The organism is Pristimantibacillus sp. Z349TD_6, from assembly GCF_056173205.1.
On record NZ_CM149662.1, the window covers coordinates 1801134 to 1822791 of the forward strand.

At 44.1% G+C, this 21658-nt stretch carries 19 protein-coding genes; 16 read left to right on the top strand and 3 right to left on the bottom strand.

The features are described 5' to 3' along the window. Positions 1-13 precede the first annotated feature (13 nt). Positions 14-466, bottom strand: coding sequence for a MarR family winged helix-turn-helix transcriptional regulator (locus tag AC0VYE_RS07780; protein WP_076267989.1), 453 nt, complete (start codon positions 464-466; stop codon positions 14-16). A 99-nt stretch (positions 467-565) separates the two neighbouring features. Next, positions 566-1450 (bottom strand): helix-turn-helix transcriptional regulator, encoded by an 885-nt coding sequence (locus tag AC0VYE_RS07785; protein WP_475447083.1) that lies wholly within the window; start codon positions 1448-1450, stop codon positions 566-568. A 146-nt stretch (positions 1451-1596) separates the two neighbouring features. Between AC0VYE_RS07785 and AC0VYE_RS07790 the strand changes: the two genes are divergently transcribed. The 16 genes from AC0VYE_RS07790 (at position 1597) to AC0VYE_RS07865 (ending at position 21001) form a co-directional block, all read left to right on the top strand. Then, positions 1597-2724, top strand: a complete 1128-nt coding sequence (locus tag AC0VYE_RS07790) for a Gfo/Idh/MocA family protein (RefSeq protein WP_076267988.1) — start codon at positions 1597-1599, stop codon at positions 2722-2724. 4 nt (positions 2725-2728) lie between these two features. After that, positions 2729-3802: a Gfo/Idh/MocA family protein gene (locus tag AC0VYE_RS07795; RefSeq protein WP_475447085.1), complete on the top strand. Its 1074-nt coding sequence runs from the start codon at positions 2729-2731 to the stop codon at positions 3800-3802. Positions 3803-4008: 206 nt separating this feature from the next. After that, positions 4009-4740, top strand: coding sequence for a UMP kinase (gene pyrH, locus AC0VYE_RS07800; RefSeq protein WP_475447087.1), 732 nt, complete (start codon positions 4009-4011; stop codon positions 4738-4740). 209 nt (positions 4741-4949) lie between these two features. After that, the gene (locus AC0VYE_RS07805; RefSeq protein ID WP_475447089.1) at positions 4950-5852 is read left to right on the top strand and encodes a phosphotransferase; all 903 of its coding nucleotides are present in this window, start codon (positions 4950-4952) and stop codon (positions 5850-5852) included. A gap of 16 nt (positions 5853-5868) precedes the next feature. Next, positions 5869-6423 carry an RNA polymerase sigma factor gene (locus AC0VYE_RS07810; protein WP_076267984.1) on the top strand — a complete coding sequence of 185 codons (555 nt, stop codon included), beginning with the start codon at positions 5869-5871 and terminating at the stop codon, positions 6421-6423. Next, the gene (locus tag AC0VYE_RS07815; protein WP_475447091.1) at positions 6420-7439 is read left to right on the top strand and encodes a DUF4871 domain-containing protein; all 1020 of its coding nucleotides are present in this window, start codon (positions 6420-6422) and stop codon (positions 7437-7439) included. The genes AC0VYE_RS07810 and AC0VYE_RS07815 overlap by 4 nt, the downstream gene beginning before the upstream one ends. Positions 7440-7559: 120 nt before the next feature. Further along, positions 7560-9962 (top strand): ATP-binding cassette domain-containing protein, encoded by a 2403-nt coding sequence (locus AC0VYE_RS07820; RefSeq protein ID WP_475447093.1) that lies wholly within the window; start codon positions 7560-7562, stop codon positions 9960-9962. Further along, positions 9959-10915 (top strand): serine hydrolase domain-containing protein, encoded by a 957-nt coding sequence (locus tag AC0VYE_RS07825; protein ID WP_475447095.1) that lies wholly within the window; start codon positions 9959-9961, stop codon positions 10913-10915. Before AC0VYE_RS07820 ends, AC0VYE_RS07825 begins: the two co-directional genes overlap by 4 nt. A gap of 39 nt (positions 10916-10954) precedes the next feature. Next, positions 10955-11524 carry a histidine phosphatase family protein gene (locus AC0VYE_RS07830; RefSeq protein WP_475447097.1) on the top strand — a complete coding sequence of 190 codons (570 nt, stop codon included), beginning with the start codon at positions 10955-10957 and terminating at the stop codon, positions 11522-11524. A gap of 226 nt (positions 11525-11750) precedes the next feature. After that, complete coding sequence (locus AC0VYE_RS07835; RefSeq protein WP_475447098.1) at positions 11751-13343, top strand: response regulator transcription factor; 1593 nt, start codon at positions 11751-11753, stop codon at positions 13341-13343. 2 nt (positions 13344-13345) lie between these two features. Next, complete coding sequence (locus tag AC0VYE_RS07840) at positions 13346-15118, top strand: sensor histidine kinase (RefSeq protein ID WP_475447100.1); 1773 nt, start codon at positions 13346-13348, stop codon at positions 15116-15118. A 124-nt stretch (positions 15119-15242) separates the two neighbouring features. After that, positions 15243-16679 (top strand): ABC transporter substrate-binding protein, encoded by a 1437-nt coding sequence (locus AC0VYE_RS07845; RefSeq protein ID WP_076267978.1) that lies wholly within the window; start codon positions 15243-15245, stop codon positions 16677-16679. Between the two features lie 84 nt (positions 16680-16763). Continuing rightward, entirely contained in the window at positions 16764-17702 is a 939-nt protein-coding gene (locus AC0VYE_RS07850; protein ID WP_475447102.1) for a carbohydrate ABC transporter permease, read from the top strand. Next, positions 17699-18529, top strand: a complete 831-nt coding sequence (locus tag AC0VYE_RS07855; RefSeq protein WP_076267977.1) for a carbohydrate ABC transporter permease — start codon at positions 17699-17701, stop codon at positions 18527-18529. Before AC0VYE_RS07850 ends, AC0VYE_RS07855 begins: the two co-directional genes overlap by 4 nt. A gap of 9 nt (positions 18530-18538) precedes the next feature. After that, the gene (locus AC0VYE_RS07860; protein WP_475447104.1) at positions 18539-20398 is read left to right on the top strand and encodes a glycoside hydrolase family 127 protein; all 1860 of its coding nucleotides are present in this window, start codon (positions 18539-18541) and stop codon (positions 20396-20398) included. A gap of 123 nt (positions 20399-20521) precedes the next feature. Further along, positions 20522-21001 carry a GNAT family N-acetyltransferase gene (locus AC0VYE_RS07865; protein WP_475447105.1) on the top strand — a complete coding sequence of 160 codons (480 nt, stop codon included), beginning with the start codon at positions 20522-20524 and terminating at the stop codon, positions 20999-21001. Positions 21002-21030: 29 nt separating this feature from the next. Here AC0VYE_RS07865 and AC0VYE_RS07870 read toward each other — a convergent pair whose 3' ends face one another. Beyond that, positions 21031-21576 carry a pyridoxamine 5'-phosphate oxidase family protein gene (locus tag AC0VYE_RS07870; protein ID WP_475447107.1) on the bottom strand — a complete coding sequence of 182 codons (546 nt, stop codon included), beginning with the start codon at positions 21574-21576 and terminating at the stop codon, positions 21031-21033. Positions 21577-21658: the final 82 nt, after the last annotated feature.

Here is a 21658-nt window from a genome sequence, read left to right on the forward strand (position 1 = left end):
AGATGTTCGCCGATCATTCACTCGTTTTTGTGTTTGATTCGTGGTTCAGTTCTGCGTTTTTAGTTATTTTGGCCATAAATTTTTTGAAGGATTGAATTTCATCTTCGGAAATATCTGTCAACAGCTGTGCAACAAATTTTTCTTCGATAGGTGCCAGTTCATTAGAGCATGTTCTGCCATTAGCAGTTAAATAAAGCAGTTGCGAGCGGCGGTCATTCGGATTGGCGACACGTCGGACAAGCGCTTTTCGTTCAAGCTGGTCAACAAGCCGTGTAATGTTGGCGGGGTCCTTATCGGAGCGCTGTGCCAAATCTTTATGAGTCATGCCATCGTGCTCATCAAGATACATGAGCAGCGACCATTGTTCAGGCGTAACGTCATAATCTTGAAAAAGCTGATGCAGCCGAAGGTTTAGTTTACGGCCTGTATTGCTGAGCATATAGCCTACTGATTGTATAATTTCCATTGCTTTCACCTGCTATTTTCATTTACTTGTTATGACAATAATACGCTTAACAACTAAAAGGGTCAAGAGCTTCAATCCACAAATTTGGAATGAAGCGGTTTACAATTGATCGGAAGAGACATGATTTTGCTTGCGATATTGTTCGGGTGTAAGGTCGGTATGCAGCTTGAAAGCGCGGCTGAAATGAGAGGGATGCTTAAAACCAACATCATAACCAATGTCGGTGATGGGGTGAATGGTGTTGATAAGTTCGATTTTGGCCTGATAGATTCTACGCTGCATGAGAAACTGGAAGATTGTAAATCCAGTAACCTCTTTGAATGTTTTAGCCAAATAGTATTTGCTTAAGTGCAGCTCTGCTTGAATCGCCTCTAGCGTAATATCATTATGATAATGGCACTCCAAATAGGAGATAATCGCTTGAACATGTCGTTCCTTGGAGGTTGGAAAGGATGGCTTATCCTTCAGCGGCTTCTGGCAAAGCTGATTGATCTGAATAAGAAAATCAAGCATTAAAGCTTGAAATCGCTGAATGGAGAAGCTGTCCTGCAGGACGTAAAGCTGTTCAAGCTTGTGAAGACTAGCTTCTATTTCCGCTTTCTCATTGCCCCTTAGCTGCAAACGTATATTTTGAAGCTTCTCGAAGGGCTCGAGCAGATCCGCTGCAAATGAAGGCTGAATAAATTGCTTGAAGTAATACGGATCAAAATGTAGGATCGACCGGTGGTAAACTGCGCTTGGATCGACATGCGCCCGGTGCAGTGTCATCCCGTGCATAAGCAGCAAGTCACCAGGCTCCAGAACATAGATGCGGTCATTAATAAGATAGTTTACTTTGCCGCCATGGAAATAATAGATTTCGTAATGAAAGTGACTATGATAGGGAATATGAGCATTAAAATCAGAGCTGGTTCCCATTGTGAACGGTAATTGGATTTGTTGCTGCTTGCTCATCATTTCGCCTCCACTCATAAATACCATCATTATACACCAACCACAGTCAAATAAAAGCGTAAACAAGTTAATGCGAATGAAGCCCACTGCATCCCAAAATGCTACCATATAGGCAGGCAAAACGATTGTGAAAGCAGCTGCTATTATAACATTGTAAATAAAGGGGCGGTATTCGGATGCAGATCGTTCGTTTGGGAATTATCGGACTAGGAAATATGGGCAAGGGTCATATTGGCTACTTAGTAAAAGGTGAAGTCAGTGGAGTTGAAATAACCGCAGTTAGTGATTGTGTACAAGCAAATCTTGCGTGGGCAAAAGAAAAGCTTGGCGATCAAGTCGGATTATATGAGGATCCTTATGAAATGATGGACTCTGGACTTGTTGACGGAGTGCTCATTGCAACGCCGCATTTCTCCCATCCAGATCTCTCTATTGCTTGCTTTAAGCGTGGTCTGCATGTGCTTTGCGAGAAGCCGGCAGGTGTTTATACGAAGCAGGTTCGCGAGATGAATGATGCAGCCAGCCAAACAAATGTGAAATTCAGCATGATGTATAACCAACGCACAAACCCGATATACGTGAAGCTGAAAGAATTGATAGATAACGGCGAGCTAGGTGAAATAAGAAGAACCAATTGGATTATAACCAATTGGTATCGCTCTCAAAGCTATTATGACTCCGGTACTTGGCGTGCAACTTGGGCTGGTGAAGGCGGCGGAGTACTGCTGAACCAAGATCCGCATCAGCTCGATTTGTGGCAATGGACAATCAGTATGATGCCAAAGCGCGTCCGTGCTTTCTGCTACTTCGGCAAGCATCGTGACATCGAGGTTGAGGATGATGTAACTGCATTCGTAGAGTACGAGAACGGAGCTACTGGCGTGTTCGTGACGACGACTGGCGAAGCGCCGGGAACGAACAGACTGGAAGTGAGCGGTGATCGCGGTAAAATTGTAATTGAAAATAACCAATTAACGTTCTGGCGTCTAACGGTTCCTGAACCGGAATTCAACAAGCAGTTCAAAGGCGGCTTCGGTCAGCCGGAATGTTGGAAATGTGAAATTCCGATTCATGGCAGCAACCCCGATCATAAAGGCATTACACAAAACTGGGTGAATGCGATTCTGTTCAATGAACCATTGATTGCTCCTGGCGAGGAAGGCATCAAAGGGCTTATGCTCTCGAATGCGATGCTGCTATCGACATGGACGGATGGCTGGGTAGATTTGCCGATTGATGAGGAGTTATTTTATAAGCATCTGCAAGAGAAAATCGCAAGCTCAGCCTATCAGAAGGAGGACTAGATCGATGAGTAATGCAGATGGCATGAAATATGCGCCAAAGGGAAAGCCGAATAGAGTAGTTGAGGATGGGCAATTCGTAATCGCCGCTGTTAGTCTTGATCACGGTCATATTTATGGCATGTGCAACGGACTTGTGGAAGCGGGCGCCACTTTAAAATGGGTATACGACGCTGACCCCGCTAAGGTTGAAGCATTTATCCGTCAATATCCGCAGGTACGGGCAGCAGAGTCGGAAGAGCAGGTGCTCTCCGATGATGAGGTGCAGCTGGTTGCAGCTGCAGCGGTTACATCGGAGCGCGGACCGCTAGGCGTTCGCGTCATGCAGAGCGGCAAACATTATTTTACCGATAAAGCGCCATTTACGACGCTTGAACAGCTCGCGGACGCTCGCGCTGCATACGCAGATACAGGTAAAAAATACGCAGTATATTACAGCGAGAGATTGCATGTGGAATGCGCGGTTTATGCGGGTCAATTGATCGAACAAGGTGCCATTGGACGTGTTGTTCAAGTCATTGGACTAGGGCCGCATCGTTTGAACGCTGCCTCCCGCCCGTCATGGTTTTTTGAGAAGGAAAAGTATGGCGGCATCATTTGTGATATCGGATCGCATCAAATTGAACAATTTCTATATTTTACAGGCAATCAGAATGCCAATGTTGTAAACAGCAAGGTGGCCAACTATGCCAATAAGGAGTACCCTGAGCTTGAGGATTTTGGTGATATGACGCTTGTTGGCGAGAATGGGGCAACCGGTTATTTCCGTGTCGATTGGTTAACACCAAGCGGTCTTGGAACATGGGGCGACGGTCGTACTATGATTCTCGGAACGGAAGGCTACATCGAGATGAGGAAGTACATTGACATCGCTAAAGATAAGGATGGGGACCAGCTTTATTTGGTAAATGCAGATGGCGAGCAGCATATTCAGCTTCGCGGCAAAGTCGGCTTCCCTTATTTTGGCCAACTCATTCTCGATTGCTTGAACGGCACTGAGCTTGCCATGACGCAGGAGCATGCTTTCAAAGCTGCTGAGCTGTCGCTTCTTGCTCAGAAGCATGCGACAAAAGTGGAGTAGAAATGATTGCTGCTAATGGGTTGTTGCTTTTTTGCTCGTACTCAGTATAAAATAGGTGAGAATTAATAAATGGAAGGAGTGGGAATATGAGGATCAAGTGCAGGGTTACGTTATCCAATTGTGTTTTTCATATTCCCATTTCACTTTTACACTAAAGCATCTATTGCTTTAGTGTTTTTTTTTATCCTATGGAGGTGTAACGGCGAATGAGGTACAAGAGAGTTCTTATTAAGCTTAGCGGCGGGGCAGTTGCAGGAAATGCTGAATTCGGTTTTGAGCCTGAACGGTTAAATTACATTGCGAATGAAATTATATCCGTGGTCCGTTTAGGTGTTGAGGTGTCGCTCGTTATTGGCGGGGGAAATATATTTCGCGGCAATATGGCGGAAAGCTGGGGAATCGAAAGAGCGGAAGCAGACAACATCGGTACACTTGCGACCGTCATTAATAGTTTGATGCTACGCGGGGTGCTGAAAGCTAAAACAGACAAAGAAGTTCGCGTAATGACAGCAATACCGATTACTTCGGTCGCTGAGCCATACATCAGACTGCGTGCAATCCACCATTTGGAGCAAGGTTATATCGTCATATTTGCTGGAGGCAACGGCCAACCCTATGTGACAACAGATTATCCTTCGGTACAAAGGGCCATTGAAGTGAATAGTGAAGCGCTTTTGGTTGCAAAACAAGGCGTAGATGGCATTTTTAATGCCGATCCTAAATACGATGCTGATGCAAGGCGGTTCAAATCTCTCCATTACAATGATGTTTTGCAATATAATTTGAAGGTTATGGATCAGTCAGCCTTTATATTGGCTAGAGACTATCATTTGCCTATGCATGTGTTCAACTTCGACAAGCCCGGATCCATGAAAGAAATTTGTGAAGGCGGAAACAATGGTACCATCATTAGCGGTGAATCTGTTCTTGCCTACTAATAAATATTGAAATAAAAAGGACTGCTTATAAAGGTACTCCCGTTTGATGAAAGCCGGGAAATGTACTTTTTAAGCAGTCCTTTGATGTTTTGAGGAGTCGGGAATTTTATAAAGACCGTATTCAACATCATAACAGAGCCGTAATTATAAGTCTATATTTTTGTATGATAATATGTAAAAATTTGATTATCTTGGATGGGAGGTACAGCATGAACCTACAATCATTATTTTCTGAACCTATTATGTCACAGTCCACTCTGGGTGGCTTTGCTAGTGACGTGTTTCTAGTCATCACGGAAGCAGGGGAATACGTTGTTCGATCATCCGGCGTAGATGAGACCGTTGATGCTCCTTTTGTATGGGCATGCAGCAATTTGTTCGGGAAACAATTAAGCCAGACGTTTGATATGGAGACTATTAATCAATATCTCTCACGATTGACAAGCAATATCGCTATTCCCAGTGTACTTGGCAAGGCCGTGATCGATGGAAGACAAGTGATTTCGCTTGAAAAAATAAATGGAATTCCATTGTCATTTCAAAATAAATCCGCGATGCTGATGGAGGATTTCGGCCGGTCGATTGCGGAGATCCATTCCCACAAAGTTATGGAATGGGGTTCTCTAAATGGCTCAGTTCGGCATGCATTAGCGGATTTCCCTCAGAAGCTAGCAGATGCATTAAGGGTGATGGCTGCCCGTTATTACAAGGAAAATGCGGCAATCCATGAATCTCTTGATTACTACTGTTCATTAGCTGAAAATATGCCGGTACCGACGTATGCCTCATGCATCATGCTCGATATGGATCCGAGGCAGTTTCTATCAAATGGAGAACGGGTTAGCGCGATCGTTGATACAGAAGCGTATGTGTTTGGCCCTCGTGAAATGGATTTAATAGCGATTGAATGCTCGTTGGATGAGGCGGGAGCTCATTATTTCCACAAAGGTTATGCTGAAGTGCTGCCTTTCCCTGATTTATTGCAGGTGCGTGAATTGTACCGATATTTCTTTTGCTTACTCGAAATTAAGGGGCCAGCTTTTGACTATCATAAATGGATGTCCTTTCCTCATCTATTCGGGAACTTTAGGAACGCAGAAGGGTCTTCTTAAATAGAGAGGTGATGAGGTGGAGCTCGAATATGTGAAGTATTTGGCAAAAGGGTTTGAAACGGATGCCGTATTGATTGATTTGATGAATGCATATGGCAACGACGTTTGGAATTTTGCATTCTTTTTAATTCGGAATGCCGATGCGGCAGATGACATTTGTCAGGATGTTTTTTTGACAGTATATGAGAAGCTGCATACATTTCGAGGCGAAGCCAGTATGAAGAGCTGGCTGCTTACCATTACACGAAACAAAACGTATAAGTACAAAAGAAGCGCTTATTTTTCTAAGGTCATTGTGATGGATTTCGTAACAAGAAGGGAAACATCCAGATCAGCGGAAGCAGAAGTTTTTGACCTTATGGAAACCAAATATATTTGGAACACCGTTATGAAGCTTCCGCTGCGCTACCGAGAAGTGCTCATACTGGAAATTCATTATCAATTATCAATGCAAGAAATGGCAAGTATGCTGCAAATAGCGGAAGGGACGGTTAAATCGAGGCTGCACCGCGCACGCAAAAAAATGACAAGTTTACTGCAAAGTGATTCAAAAGGAGGAAACATCATATGAAGGAGCCAAAACAGTGGGAAGAAGCGCTTAGCCGCTCCCCATTTGTGAATCCTCGCTTCACTGAGCAATTGCGGGAGAAAATTGTTTATAGGGCCAATGATAAACCGAAGAAAAAGTCTTATATTGCTCGTCTGGGAGCACTGAGTGCAATTGCAGCCGTCCTTGTTTATATGCTGTTTGTTACAGATTTGAGCAAGCTGCTTACGAGCCCTTCACAAATAGTTGGAACAAATGGAAGCGGCAGAGTAGAGGAAACTCGAACGGAATACAGGAAGAACGGCCAAATGATATTTCAAGTATTTCCTGAGGAGAATGTGGTTGCAGGTGTCATGCAAGGCTATGTTCTCCATTTCACGCAGCCCATTGATGTTTTTCTTGGCAAAAACATTTCTATTGAAGGCTATCATGCGCAATCGGGAAAACGGTTGACCGTTATGTCCCCTGTGACTATTACAGAGCCGAGCTCAGGATATGAAACGTTGGAACGTTTTACAACCGGCTTTAGCCTGCCATTGGGCGGAACATGGACATTCGAGGTCAAGCTGAATGAACAATTTTACGGTGACTTTATTTTGGCAGTACAGGAGCCTTCGCCATGGATAAGCACATCTACTTTCAATTTGCCGTATACAGGCAACGATGGAATGCCTCATAACTATGTGCTTGCCGGCGAGAAAGACAAGGTGGGATTTCTTGTGGGTCCCTATCAGAATGAGAAAGGATTGATCCTCGATGAGCAGCCGATTGTAGCGGGGAAAGGAAATAAGTATATGTGGTATTTTTGGGGGAGCAAGCAGGAGCTCACGGGCAGCTTTAACGTTATGGGCGTAAAAGAAGGCACCACGCAGGAGATTGAAGTTTTCTCTGCGCGCAGTGTAGGGTCTCCGCTGAATGGGGCAGACGCTGTTATTCCATCATCGATGGTACTGCCCGAAGCCGGCATGTGGCGGCTAAACGTATATATTCAAGATAAGTTATTTAGCAGTATTACTATTCAGGTGGAATCGGCGAGCTGATAATCATTACTTTAAAACGAGAAGGCTGCCATTAGGCAGCCTTTTTAGTAAACTATTTACATAAGAACGTATGTGCGGTAAATTATGGGTATGAGATCAATGCCAGAATGGAGTGCATGCATGAAAGCGTTCATAGAGATAGAAGGAGCAAGGCTGCATAACCTCAAGGATATCGATGTTCGTATTCCAAAAAATAAGCTGACAGTCATAACAGGCGTATCGGGAAGTGGCAAATCGAGTCTTGCTTTCGATACGTTATATGAAGAAGGAAAGCGGCGCTATCTATTGTTCTCGGGTACGCAATATATGGTTGATGCGGTGTCTTCTTTTGATAAAATAACGGGATTGTCCCCTGTGGTAGCCATTGAGCAGCGTATCGTCCGGCAATCCAATCCTAGAAGTACAGTAGGCACGCGGACAAAAATTGGGAATTTACTTGCCATTATGTTTGCAACGTATGGCAAACGTGATCCTGCATACAATGACGGGCTGCCGCTCTCCATGGAGTTGTTTCAGAGGAACTCGCCTAAGGGAATGTGTGTGAAGTGTCTTGGTACGGGAAGCCATCAAATGATTCAAGAAGAAGCGATTCTTAATCCGGAAACACAAATCAAAAACGTGTTTGATGGTTTTTTGGTCAAGCATCGTTTTCATAGAGGAAACTTCAAAAAGTTTTGTGAAATAAACAAGATTGATATAAATGATAAAATCGCTGTTTTGCCGGATGATGTTTTTCATTCCTTCAAGTATGGCTGCCGCAAGAGTGGATTTGTAGGTGCAGTTGTTGTTTTTACAGATATGATGAAACATATGGCTAGCAAAGTGAAGAGGCATGGGAGCAAAGACAAAGAAGTGAATTTATGGGGGATTCATGCGGATTCCATCCCATGCCCCAAATGTAAAGGCACAGGTCTTGGTCTTCAGGCGATTCATACCACAATTGGCGAGAAAACGATTAAAGAGCTCGAGGATATGTACATCAATGAACTGCTTGCGTTTTTGCAAAAGCAGCACGCCAATGTATCTAGCAAAAATCTGCTGGATGAAATGGTCATGAAGCTTCAGTGTATGGTCGATGTAGGGCTGCATCATCTTTCGCTATCGCGTGCAGTTCCTACTCTCTCAGGCGGTGAAATTCAGCGTCTGTTTCTGGCGTCTTTTATTATTGCGGATATGGATTCTATTATTTTTATATTCGACGAGCCTACAATCGGATTGCATGAAGTAGAGAAGGAGATGCTGATAAGCATCATTCAAGGCTTAGTGGAGCGAGGTAACACAGTCGTTGCCGTAGAGCATGATCATAAATTTATGCAAGCTGCCGATTACATTGTCGATCTTGGACCCGAAGCGGGAGTTCATGGCGGAGAGCTTATTTTCCAAGGCAGCTACCTTGATTTTATGGCTTGTGAACGATCGCGAACTGCCCCTTATTTGAATGGCACCAAAACCTTGCATGTCAAAAAACAATATAAGTTAGCTGATCCAAGCAAACTACTTAGGCTGGAGCATGCGAGCCTACATAATCTTCGGGATGTCTCCGTTACGATACCTCTTGGACGGATGGTAGGAATAGCGGGAGTATCGGGCAGCGGCAAATCCAGCCTAATCCAGCACACACTTGTGCCAAAGCTTAAGCAGTCACTCCAAAGCAAGTTCATATATGACAACGATGATACAGAGCTTGTGCTGCAAGACGAGGTGACGTTACTTGGAATCGAGCAGATTAAAAAATGTATAGTGGTGGACCAGAAGCCTATTGGAAGGAGCAAAACCTCTTGTCCAGCAACCTATACGGGTATATTTGATCGAATCCGGACTTTGTTCAGCAAAACGCCTGATGCGGTGGAAAAAGGATATACAGCCGGTCTGTTTACCGTTAATTCTGAAGGAGGCTGTAGAGGCTGCAAGGGTGAAGGTTTTAAAAACCATTATGTTGGCTTCGGCAACTTCATAGAGGTAGAGTGCGATATGTGCGGGGCAACAGGATTTGTTGAAGAGGCTCTAAGTGTAAGGCTTGAGGGAAAAAACATTAAGGAAATTATGATGATGAGCGTCGCGGAGGCCAGCATTTTTTTTGGAAATGAACAATCTATGGCTTATGACAAAATGATATCGGCTACGCTCAGCACGCTCGAAAGTGTAGGGATGAGTTATATTACGCTCGGCCAAAAGACGCCATCTATTTCAGGCGGTGAAGCGCAGCGGATTAAGCTTGCCAAGGAGCTGTGCAGGCAAAGCGGGAAAGATAATGTATATATTTTGGATGAACCGACGACAGGCCTTTCTTTCTCAGATACGGAGCGGCTGATGACATTGCTGCAGCAGCTCGCAGATGCTGGCAATACGATTATCATTACCGAGCATGATCCAGCTGTGCTTGCCAATTGTGATTATATTATCGAAATGGGACCTGGTGGCGGAAGCGATGGGGGAGCTATTATCGCAGAGGGCATGCCGCTTGAACTAATGTCGAACAGTCATTCCATCATTGGGAAATATATAAAGCAGGTGTTGAAATGAGCTTTGAATGGCAGTTGTCCACTCCCGAGGCGGAGGGAATGGATGCTAAACTTCTAGAGCAGATAGATGATTACGTGAAGCAAAAGCGATATAGGCTCATAAACAGCGTGATCATTGTAAAAAACGGGAAACTGGTTTATGAACGTTACTTCAATAAGTGTAATGAAAATACGAGGCATTCTATTAAATCAGTATGGAAGAGTATTTTAGCCATCGCTGTAGGCATTTGTTTGGACAAAGGCTTGATTAATAATCTGGATGAACCAATAGGCAATTATTTGCCCGCCTTTGCTGGTCATAACCATCATTATCATAAGCTGATAACGATTCGGCATTTGCTAACGATGTCATCAGGCATTTACTGGAATGGCGGTGTTCATTACCATTGTCCGATGCTGCAGCAAATGATGCGTACGAATGACTGGCTATCGCATATCGCTGATATTGACATGCACAGTGTTCCTGGCATGAATTTTCAGTATAAGGAATGGGATGTCATGTTGTTATCAGCGGTCATAGGCAAAGCCTATGGAAGCACATCCTACGATCTCATTTATCATGAAATGTATAAACCGCTCGATATCGCCAGTGGAATTTGGCCGAGCAGTCCTTGCGGTTTCTCCTATACGGTAATGAAGGGTGAAGAACAATCGGATTTGTCTGCTAGAGATATGGCTAAGGTAGGTTTGCTGTTTTTAGGAGATGGCAGTATTAATGGCAATCCGATTGTTTCTCCAGCATTTGTGAAGCAAGCGATAACCCCATCCTATCCGTCCTATGGTTTTTTGTGGTGGCTGTCTCAAGCTGGATATGGATGTCGCGGATTTGGCGGGCAAGAGGTGAATGTCATTCCTGAGCATCAATTTGTATCCGTCATACAAGCGACCCCCACACCATCGAGCAAATCGTATCCGGATATTCATGACTTGTTTCTTAGCCAAGCGATTAAATAAAAGCTGCTTATGATCTGAACATTAACGGAGGATAAACCTATGAATACGGTCATTTATATGGTTAGACACGCAGAATCGCCTTTTGAATTTGGACAAGAACGAACGCGCGGGCTTTCGGAGGAGGGTTTCTCAGAAGCAAAACGTGTTGCAGAGGTGCTGGGTGAGGTTGATATTCATTTTATAGCATCCAGCTCTTACACGAGAGCGGTGCAGACGATTGAGCATTTAGCAAAGCGGAAAGCGATGACGATTGTAGAGTATGAAGAGCTGGTGGAAAGAGCGATAAAAGGTTTGGATTATAAGGCTACTTGGGACGTTCTGTATGAAGCGATAAAGAAATCTTTTATCGATATCGATTTTGCTTTGGAGGGCGGCGAAACGACTCGAAGCGCACAACAAAGAGCGATACCCGTCATAGAGAGAATACTGGAGGAGCACCGAGGTAAAAACATTGTTTTGGGTACACATGGCAATATTATGACGATCATTATGAATCATTATGATGATAAGTTTGGATTTGATTTTTGGAATACGACCTCGAAGCCAGACATTTATAAATTAACATTTAATCTGAATAAGCTTGAGCATGTGGAAAGGATATGGACTTAAGTAAGGCGACGAGAATCCATTGAAACCAGTGGTCATCCTGCAAAGGATGGCCTTTTTGTATGCTATCATTCCAACGAAATCGTTCATTACATATATAGGATCATGTATTATTTTTTTGCAACAGACCAGATATTTAGTGTTATACTCGCTATTAAATTAACAACTAATGCGGAAATTCATCAGTAAATGAGTGAAAGCGACCGCATGAAGATGGAGCGTGAGCGGATTGAAAATACTAATTGTAGACGATGAGCCAAGGCATCTCAGAGGAATGGCAAAATTAGTTAGTGCGATGCGGCCAAAAGCTGAAATATTAGTAGCGAAGGATGGGGCAGCTGCTATCGCTATCATTCAACAGGATCAACCGCAAATTGTACTGACGGATATCCAGATGCCTAATATGGATGGATTGACATTATTGAAATGGCTTGAGGATAAGGAACATCGACCGAAGGTAGTTATGGTATCGGCGTATAATCTATTTGAATATGCGCAAACCGCTCTGCGTCATGGCGCTTATGACTACTTGTTGAAGCCGATTGATATAGATAAAGTGGAGCATATTTTGGGGCGGCTTGATGCACAACTAGCGGCGGAGTCCATGCAGAGTGAAGCTTCCGAAAAACTGCAGCATCGGCTTAAGCTCACCTCCTCTGCCTACCAGAACAATCTGCTTTTGTCATGGTTAAGCAGCAATCTATCAGCAGCGGAGCAAGTGGAGCTTGAAGCACTCGATATTGTGCAAGGAAGCGGTACAGTTATCTTTTCTGAACTCACCATCCGTCTTGAGGAGGATAAGAGCCTCTACACACCTGCATTGCTGCAGCAGCTGGAGCATTTATGTTCCTGCTACGGTCAAGCCAGTACCTTCTCAATTAATTCGCTTCGAGAAGACGTATTCCAAGCGATTACCATTTTGCGTACGCCGAACCCATCCCTTAGACACGATGAGATTCGATTGGCATTTAGCGAACTAAACAAGGAGTGGCTGCCGTATGGCCGGCTTGTTCATGGTATGGGGACGAGCTGTTTATCTTTAGTAGAGCAGCTGCCGCATTCTTACCGAACAGCTCAAACGGCATGTGAGTATAATTTCCATGATTGCTGGCATGGAGTCCTATTTCATGATGAGCTGAACCACTCCAGCAAGTCCTTTCACTTAGATGGGGAGCGGCTTTTTGAAGCGTTGCAGGATAATGATCCAATGGCTGCCATCATACTGTGCCGATCTGCCTTTCAAGAACTGGCAGGCGAGGGCCACACAGAACCGCAGCTTATTAAAGAGTGTGCTTCACTCACACTTATGAAGCTTAAAAGCCGAACAAGAGATGTTGTCGAAAGAAATTTTGGAAGCGTCCTCACGAATACGGTCGTAACGGAAATACCTGCATGCGATAGCTATAGTGAGCTGCTGGCGCTCTTGGAGTCTCAAATTCGTGATCTGCACCAAGCGTTACGGAACATGAAGCAAGGGAAAAACGAGATTATTATGGAACAGTGCTTGAGCTGGATACAAGAGAATTATATGGAGGATTTGACACTAGAGATGGCAGCTGAACAGTTTGCCTTTAATCCGTCTTATTTCAGCACATTGATTAAAAGCCGTACCGGAAAGTCTTTTTCTGACCATATTACCGAGGCTCGGATGCGGCGGGCAAAACAATTGCTCAGAGATGGCCATTTGAAAATTTATGATATAGCTGCGCAATGCGGCTACCGCGATACGAAGTATTTTTGCCGAGTGTTCAAGAAACAGAATGGTCTATCGCCGGAAGCTTATAAGCACAAATCCCTTACAACGAATAGAGACGAGATATGAATATGACATTTCGATCACGGTTGTTCATCAGCTATATCATCCTAATTGCTTTGCCGTTTCTTGTGTTAAGCACTTTATTTTATCGTACAAGCCTTAAGGTTGTGACGGAGCAAGCGCAAAAAAATGTTTATGAGATCGTCAAAAAAAATAATGAAGTCATCGATACGAAACTCAAAGTTGTCGATCAGAACAGTTTGGCCTTGTTCGTAGACAAGGATCTATTTCAAATTTTCAGTCAGCTGAATCCAGCAAAGGCTGAGGAGCTGCTGGCAGCTGATCGACGCGTATCTACTATTCTCAGCAAATACTTTTCACAAAACGACGATGTTTACGCCTATCAGCTTTGGACTTCGTACTTCACCTTCGGCAATTCGCAAAACATGCCGCAAGGAGATCCTACACTTTCAACTATTTACAAGCAAGCTGTGCATGCGGGTGGAAAAATGATTTGGTATCCTACCTATGATTTTACGGAGATGTTTGATCAGTCTTATCTTTCCAAGAGCATGATCGATTATCGCTATTTATATTCAGCCACGCGTTTGCTCAATTTCTCACATATGGAAGACAGTACATTAATTAAGCTGAATCCGAATGTGGAGCGTCCAGTGCTTACGATAAGCTTCAAATCGACCGTACTGGATGCCCTGTTTGAGAAGAGCATACCAGTCGGTTCCCGCTATATGGTGTTAGATTCGAACGATATGGTAGTTGCCGGCAGTGATGTGTCACAAGTGACAAAAAGCTTCAACGAGAATTGGGTGGATTCATTCCGCATGACGGGAAGCGGGACTCAGCGAATGAAGCTGAACGGCGAGAATATGATCATATGCTTTGACCGCTCAACCGTAACCGGATGGTTGTCGATCGTCATAACGCCGGAGTCTGCATTGGTAAGCAACCTCGTGCCTGTTATTCGAACCTCAACGATTGTGTTAGCTGCTATATTGAGCGGAATTGCATTTTTATTTGCCTATTTCATATTAAGCCGCATCACAGGTCCGATTAAGAAGCTGCTTGGAGCGATGAGATCCGTTGGCGAAGGCGATTTTCAAACCCGTGTGGAAGTCAGCACGAATGACGAATTCGGTATCTTAATGCAGCGATTTAACCGGATGAATGATCGGATTCACCTGCTCGTCAAAGAAAATTATGAGATTAAGCTAAAGGAAAAGGAAGCAGAAATTCACGCGCTCAATATGCAGATGAATCCTCATTTTCTGTATAACACGCTCAATATTATGAATTGGACAGCGATTGAAAATAATCAGAAGGAGCTAAGCAAGATGCTCGTCTGTTTGTCCAATATGCTGCATTATACTTCTCGTAAGGAATGGGGCGCCGTTCATCTGTCAGAGGAAATCGAATGGATGAAAAACTACTTTTATATTATGTCAGCGCGTTTCGAAGGCAAGTTTACCGTTAACTATGAAATTGATCCGATCCTTTATGATCATAAGCTGCCTAGGCTGCTGTTTCAGCCGTTTGTTGAGAATGCTATTTTGCACGGGTTTAATCAGATGGAAGAGGGAGGCGTTATCCTCATTCGCGGCTGGGCAGAAGAGGGAAAACGTTTTTTTGAGATTAAGGATAATGGACGAGGAATAAGCGAAGAGATGATCAAGGTGATTTTGTACAAACAATCTTCTTCGGTCGGCATTAAAAATACGATCTCCCGTTTACAGATGGCATATGGGGATGAATACGGCATCGAGATTCGGTCTGTGCCAGGATCAGGTACCAGCATTCTGATAAAACTTCCGCTCGATACCTAATAATAGTCCACCATTCCAATAATACTCGGGTTTTGAAAGCGTTATCTATCGATTACAATAAAACCATCATAGACTGCAGCTATGAGCCAATGAGATGGATAAATGAAAGGGGCTCGTTACGAATATGAGAAGACAATGGAAATCGGTTTCCGTTCTCTTAGTTGTGCTGCTTATGGCAATCAGCGTACTATCGGCTTGTACGAAGTCTGATTCAGGTAACAAAAATTCTCAGGCTGGGGCGACGAATGGCTCAAGCAACACCGAAAATACAGGCAGCGGTGAAAATGTATCCAAAGATCCGATCAAACTGCGTCTTACAGCTTGGGGCGCACCTGATGAGATCGCAGCATTTAAGAAAGCAGTCGCTAGTTTTGAGGCTAAGCATACAAATATTAAGGTTGATTTCCAAGCCATTTCAGCGGATTACGATACGAAATTAACGACCATGGTAGCTGGCAACGATGAGCCGGATATTGCCATGATGGAGTCCAGCACGATCGCTTTTCCTTTAGCGGAAGAAGGCAAGTTCGTTAACCTTCAGGATTTCCTTGATAAGGATACGGAGTTGACTGTGGATAGGCTCGTTCCTAACATTATGTATTCCTCGGAGCCTGGCAATGTAGTTGGTATTGCGCCTGGCCCAGAATCTTTTGCTTTATTTTATAATGAAGATGTATTTAAGGATGCAGGCTTAACACCTCCGCCAGCCAAAGCTTCTGAAGCGTGGACATGGGATCAGTTCGTAGAGGTTTCTAAGAAACTTACAATTGACAACAAAGGCAAGAATGCGACAGAAGAAGGCTTTGATCCTAAAAACATTAAACAATTCGGAGTCAACGTGCCAACTTGGTGGGGCGCATACAGCAACTTCATCTATTCAAATGGCGGAGACTTCTTGTCTGAGGACGGCAAAACCTTTGCTCTGAACCAGCCTGAAGCTGTTGAAGCTATTCAGAAGATTTCCGATCTTATTAATGTTCATCATGTAGCACCGTCACCTGTTCAAGCGAAAAATATACCAGGCACCAACGTTGCGCTGCAAACCAAAAAAGTAGCGATGGCATTTGATGGTCAATGGGCAAGCACAAGCTTGGCACAATCCAAATTTAATTTTAATGTTGGCGTGCTCCCCGTTATGAAACAGCCGATGACGACTGTCGTTTCTGGCATGTTCTCGATGTTTAAATCAACGAAACATCCGGAGGAAGCATGGGAGCTCTTGAAGGCACTGATTGATCCAGAAGCTTCAATCGAGCTGCTAACTGCCGGCACTTGGATGCCATCTCATAAAGAGTGGTATACGGATGAGTCTTACCTAACCAGATGGACTGAAAACCTGCCTTCTCGCCCATCGGGCTACAAGGATGCGGTCGTTGAGATGGTATTGAGCAACAGCCATGCAACACCAACCGCTTATGTGAAAAACTTTAATAAAATTATGGATATCGTTAATCCAGCACTCGATAAAGTTTGGTTAGGCCAGCAAACCGCTCAAGAGGCAATGGATTCTATCGCTGCGAAAGCACAAGCACAGGTTCAAGGACGTCGTGACGTACAATAACCAATTAAAGAAAGAACTATAGTCAGATTGACGGCGTTCTTCCTGAAGACCGCCGTCTTCTTAGGATAGGAGGCAAGTATGGGCATGGATATTCCTGTGCAAACCATTCCAGCAGTCAGTAAAAAAAGTCGCATAAGAGAGCGTAAGGCGTTATTCTACGGGTTATTATTTACAGCTCCTGCCATACTAGGCTTCATCATATTTACGCTTGGTCCTATGATTGCTAGCTTGGTGCTCAGTTTAACTGATTATAGCGTGTTCAAAGATACAACCTCATTTATTGGTTTCGATAATTACGCCAAGCTGTTCTCAGGTGAAGATGATTTATTTTATAAATCACTAGGCGTTACCTTCTATTTTGTTATTTTGCGGGTACCTGCCGTCATCATCATCTCATTTCTGCTGGCGCTGCTCCTTAATATGAATGTAAAGGGTAGATCGTTGTTCCGCACCATTATTTATTTGCCAAGTATCGTTCCAGCGGTTGCATCGTCCATGATATGGCTGTGGCTGCTTAATCCAGATCTTGGTTTAGTTAATACGGTGCTCGCATGGCTTCATTTGCCGACAAGCAACTGGTTGTTTGGCGAGAGCAGTGTTATTCCATCTGTTGTCTTAACGACGCTTTGGGGAATAGGCGGCACAGTCATTATTTTTTTAGCGGGGCTTTCGGGTATTCCAAAGCAGTACTATGAAGCCATTGATGTCGATGGCGGAGGATGGATGCATAAGCTGCGCCATATTACGATCCCGATGGTAACGCCAACAATCTTCTTTAATACCATCATGACGATTATCGGTTCTTTCCAGGTGTTTAGCGAAGCCTACATTTTGACACAGGGCGGGCCGAATAATAAAAGTTTATTTTTCGTGTTTTATTTGTGGAGTACAGCATTCCGTGATACAGAGATGGGTTATGCATCTGCCCTGGCATGGATTCTATTTATCATTATTTTGTTCTTTACGTTTATTGTGTTCAAAACCTCGAAATCTTGGGTTTACTACGAGGGGGAAAAATCATGAGAGAGTCCAAACTCAAGCTGACAGCAGGTTATGCGGCCCTTATTATTATTTCAGTTATGTTTATCATTCCGTTCGTTTGGCTGATTCGAAGCTCAGTGATGGATCTATCGCAAATTTTCGTTATGCCGCCGGAATGGATTCCAAATCCTTTTAAATGGGATAACTACGAGAGAGCACTGACCGTGCTGCCTTTCGGACAATTTTTCAAAAATACACTTATTATTGTGTTCAGCGTTATTATCGGAACTGTGCTTACGAGTACGATTGCAGCCTTTGGTTTCTCCCGTATTCAGTGGAAAGGCAGAGACACCATTTTTGCAATCCTTATGACCAGCATGATGCTGCCTGCTGCAGTTACGTTAATTCCGAGCTTTCTCGGATGGAAAACGCTGGGTTTCTATGATACGTTCTATCCGCTTATCGTACCGGCGTTCTTTGGCGGAGGTATCTTTAATATCTTCCTGCTGCGCCAATTCTACATGACGATTCCGCGTGATTTTGACGAGGCTGCTTTTGTGGATGGGGCTAATTATTTTCAAATTTACTGGCGTATTCTTATGCCGCTTAGCCGTTCGGCTGTTATCGTCGTTGCGCTATTTACCTTCTTAGGTTCATGGAATGACTTCATGGGGCCGCTTATCTATTTGAAGAGTGACAGCCGCTTTACGCTAGCACTTGGCTTGCAAATGTTTCAAGGCAGCTATACGGCGCAATGGGATTTGCTCATGGCGGCTTCAGCAACTGTCGTTATGCCCTGCGTGCTCGTATTTTTAATTGGCCAGCGTTATTTTCTGGAAGGCATTACGTTAACGGGATTGAAAGGATAAGAATTAGCGATGAAAGGATGGTTAGACGTGACATTAACAGAAACGAAGGCGATAAAAGGCTGGCAAAACGTGCCCTTTACGAAAGTTGAGATCAATGATGCTTTCTGGAGGCCGCGGCTGGAAGTTCTCAAAAATATTACGATGAAGGCATGTTTAGTCAAATGCGAGGAAACAGGCCGAATTGACAATTTTGCAATAGCAGGCGGACTGCTGGAAGGCAAATTTGAGGGGATGTATTATAACGACTCCGATGTGTATAAGGTGCTTGAAGGTGCCGCTTATGCCCTTATGACGGATCGTGATCCAGTGCTGGAAGCAGAGATTGATCGGATTATCGATCTCATAGCTGCGGCGCAGGAAGCGGATGGATATTTAAGTACTTATTACACGCTTGAAGCGCCTGATCTCAAATGGTCGGATATGGAAAAACACGAGATGTATAATGGCGGCCATCTGATTGAAGCAGCGGTTGCATATTTTGAAGTGACAGGCAAGCGGAAGCTGCTGGATGTTGCATGCAAAATGGCTGATCATTATGATCGCGTATTTGGTCCTGGCAAGCGGCACTGGGTGGAGGGGCATGAGGAAATTGAGCTTGCGCTTGTGAAGCTTTACCGCACGACCAGCGAGGATCGTTATTGGAAGCTGGCGCTTTGGCTGCTTGAAGAACGTGGTCATGGTCATGGTAAAGGTGCCATTTGGGACAAAGAGGAATGGGGCCCTGCGTACTGTCAGGATGATGTGCCTGTTCGAGATATCGAGAAGGTAACAGGACATGCTGTACGAGCGATGTATTTGTACACCGCGATGGCTGATGTCGTGCATGCTTCCGGTGATCCGACGTATATTGATGCGCTGCACCGCGTTTGGTCGCATACGGTTGAAAGGAATATGTATGTGACAGGCGGCATCGGTCCGTCTCAGCATAATGAAGGCTTTACACATGATTACGATTTGCCGAATGAATCGGCTTATTGCGAGACTTGTGCGGCGATCGCTATGGTTTTTTGGAATCACCGGATGAACTTGTTGTTTGGCGATGCCAAATATGCCGATGTTGTAGAGCGGGAAATGTACAATGGCGCTTTAGCCGGAATCTCGTTGTCTGGCGACAAATTTTTCTACGTCAATCCGCTTGCATCAAAGGGCGAGCATCACCGCGTGGATTGGTTTGGCACTTCTTGCTGCCCGACTAACCTAGTTAGATTTTTACCATCCATTGGACAATATGCTTATGCTGCTACGGATGCTGGAATAGTCGTCAATCAATACATGAACGGGGAAACTGCTTTGGAAATTAAGAGTGGGACAACCGTCAAGCTTAAGCAGACAACCGCGTATCCTTGGGATGGAAAAATCGAAGTTGCGGTAAGCTTGGAGCAAGCGGAAACGTTCGAGATCCGGCTTCGTGTTCCTGGCTGGTGCAGAGGATATAAGCTGTCGCTTCTAGGGGAGCAGCCGCAGCCATCGGAAGGAAAAATCGAAAATGGTTATCTCGTACTGAATCGCTGCTGGACACCGGGAGACTCCATTGTATTAGAGCTGGATATGCCAGTTGAAGTTATTCGGTCACGGCCGGAGGTGGAGGCTAACATTGGAAGAATTGCTCTGCAGCGCGGACCTATTGTGTATTGCATGGAGCAGACTGATAATATGGAGTTATCCTACGATGAATTTTCTATTGCAGCACATGAACCGCTACTCATTGAGCACCGAGCAGAATGGCTTGGCGGCGTGACTGTTCTGAAAGGAAAAGTGGCTGAAGGCAGCGCTTGTTTATTTATTCCTTATTATGCTTGGGATAATAGAGATGCGGGCTTCATGCAGGTATGGATTCGTGAAAAGGAAGATCGCTACTTATATCGTTAATAAGCAGAATGCTTTAAAATGAAATAGATAGATAAGCAAAAATCCGAGAGACAAGACGCTATTTTATAAAGTGTCTATCTTTCGGTTTTTTGTTCTTGAAGCTGGTAAAGGGAGCCAAAATAAATGAATGTCGTAAATGCAACATTAGAAGATCTAAATGGATGGTTAAAGCTGGCTGCTGAGGTGGAGTACCTCTTTGGCCCAATGGTGGATGATCCAAACTTTGTTCTGGCACTAGAGAGAAATATACATCAAAATCGCGCGTTCTGCGTGCGGGAATATGATGGTTCGCCAGGGTGCAGACTGTTAGGGGGACTATTACTTTCTACATCAAATGCCCCAAGCTACAAAATCGGCTGGTTGTCTGTCTCCGCTGAAGCAAGAAATAAAGGCGTAGCATCGGCCTTGCTGAATCATGTTCTAACGCTTGTTGATATTCCTTCAGAAATAGCAGTCACAACATTTGGCGATGATATTCCAGATGGGATGCCTGCAAGGCGCCTTTATGAGAGATTTGGTTTCATTCCCTTGGAGGAATCAATTCCAAACGGTCCCGAAGGCGGTTCAAGGCAAAAATTCCAATTGACGATTGCTCATCGGTAATGATGATTTCTTTAGTTGCCTAACCGTTATTACAAATCGTTGTGTACCGTTTTACCTGGATAAAACATAGCGCTCTCTACTTTCTCGTTTTCTTTCGCAGAGATGGAAGCTGCTATTAATTTAAATACTTTGGTTTTACTTCCCAAGGATGATTCGTATTTTTCCAAATGCGATTTGGACAACGGTTGTTTATAGTAACCAGGCACATATTTGTCCAGCATACTTTGCATAGCTTTTGCAGCCTCGTCTATTTCATTAACAAACTGTATTTTCCCAGAAACCATAACGCTCATATAAGAGGTATCTGTATGAGCAGGCACGGGGTCAGTTAATGTTCCATATTCTTCGCTTACGGTAAAACAAGCTTCTGGGTTTTGCTCAATATAGGAGATTTTCCGCCCTTCAGCAGCACCATGAAAATAAACCGTGTCGTTCAGCCAAGTGAAGTTTAACGGAACAACGTAAGGGATTCCATCGGCAGATAGGCCAAGGAATCCTGTTTTTGCGTTTAACAAAAAGGATTGAATCTTGCCCTGATCAGTACACTCTCTTTTCTGTAATCTTACAGGAAACATATTTAGGCACACCCTTTGTCTTTATGATAATGTAATAATAATGAACATTTGTCCCTGTGAAAAGGGGCAGATTCTGAATATT

Coding starts and splice junctions, on each gene's coding strand:
- AC0VYE_RS07780 (WP_076267989.1), bottom strand. CDS start 466: ATGGAAATTATACAATCAGTAGGCTATATGCTCAGCAATACAGGCCGT.
- AC0VYE_RS07785 (WP_475447083.1), bottom strand. CDS start 1,450: ATGATGGTATTTATGAGTGGAGGCGAAATGATGAGCAAGCAGCAACAA.
- AC0VYE_RS07790 (WP_076267988.1), top strand. CDS start 1,597: ATGCAGATCGTTCGTTTGGGAATTATCGGACTAGGAAATATGGGCAAG.
- AC0VYE_RS07795 (WP_475447085.1), top strand. CDS start 2,729: ATGAGTAATGCAGATGGCATGAAATATGCGCCAAAGGGAAAGCCGAAT.
- pyrH (WP_475447087.1), top strand. CDS start 4,009: ATGAGGTACAAGAGAGTTCTTATTAAGCTTAGCGGCGGGGCAGTTGCA.
- AC0VYE_RS07805 (WP_475447089.1), top strand. CDS start 4,950: ATGAACCTACAATCATTATTTTCTGAACCTATTATGTCACAGTCCACT.
- AC0VYE_RS07815 (WP_475447091.1), top strand. CDS start 6,420: ATGAAGGAGCCAAAACAGTGGGAAGAAGCGCTTAGCCGCTCCCCATTT.
- AC0VYE_RS07820 (WP_475447093.1), top strand. CDS start 7,560: ATGAAAGCGTTCATAGAGATAGAAGGAGCAAGGCTGCATAACCTCAAG.
- AC0VYE_RS07825 (WP_475447095.1), top strand. CDS start 9,959: ATGAGCTTTGAATGGCAGTTGTCCACTCCCGAGGCGGAGGGAATGGAT.
- AC0VYE_RS07830 (WP_475447097.1), top strand. CDS start 10,955: ATGAATACGGTCATTTATATGGTTAGACACGCAGAATCGCCTTTTGAA.
- AC0VYE_RS07840 (WP_475447100.1), top strand. CDS start 13,346: ATGACATTTCGATCACGGTTGTTCATCAGCTATATCATCCTAATTGCT.
- AC0VYE_RS07845 (WP_076267978.1), top strand. CDS start 15,243: ATGAGAAGACAATGGAAATCGGTTTCCGTTCTCTTAGTTGTGCTGCTT.
- AC0VYE_RS07850 (WP_475447102.1), top strand. CDS start 16,764: ATGGATATTCCTGTGCAAACCATTCCAGCAGTCAGTAAAAAAAGTCGC.
- AC0VYE_RS07855 (WP_076267977.1), top strand. CDS start 17,699: ATGAGAGAGTCCAAACTCAAGCTGACAGCAGGTTATGCGGCCCTTATT.
- AC0VYE_RS07860 (WP_475447104.1), top strand. CDS start 18,539: ATGAAAGGATGGTTAGACGTGACATTAACAGAAACGAAGGCGATAAAA.
- AC0VYE_RS07865 (WP_475447105.1), top strand. CDS start 20,522: ATGAATGTCGTAAATGCAACATTAGAAGATCTAAATGGATGGTTAAAG.
- AC0VYE_RS07870 (WP_475447107.1), bottom strand. CDS start 21,576: ATGTTTCCTGTAAGATTACAGAAAAGAGAGTGTACTGATCAGGGCAAG.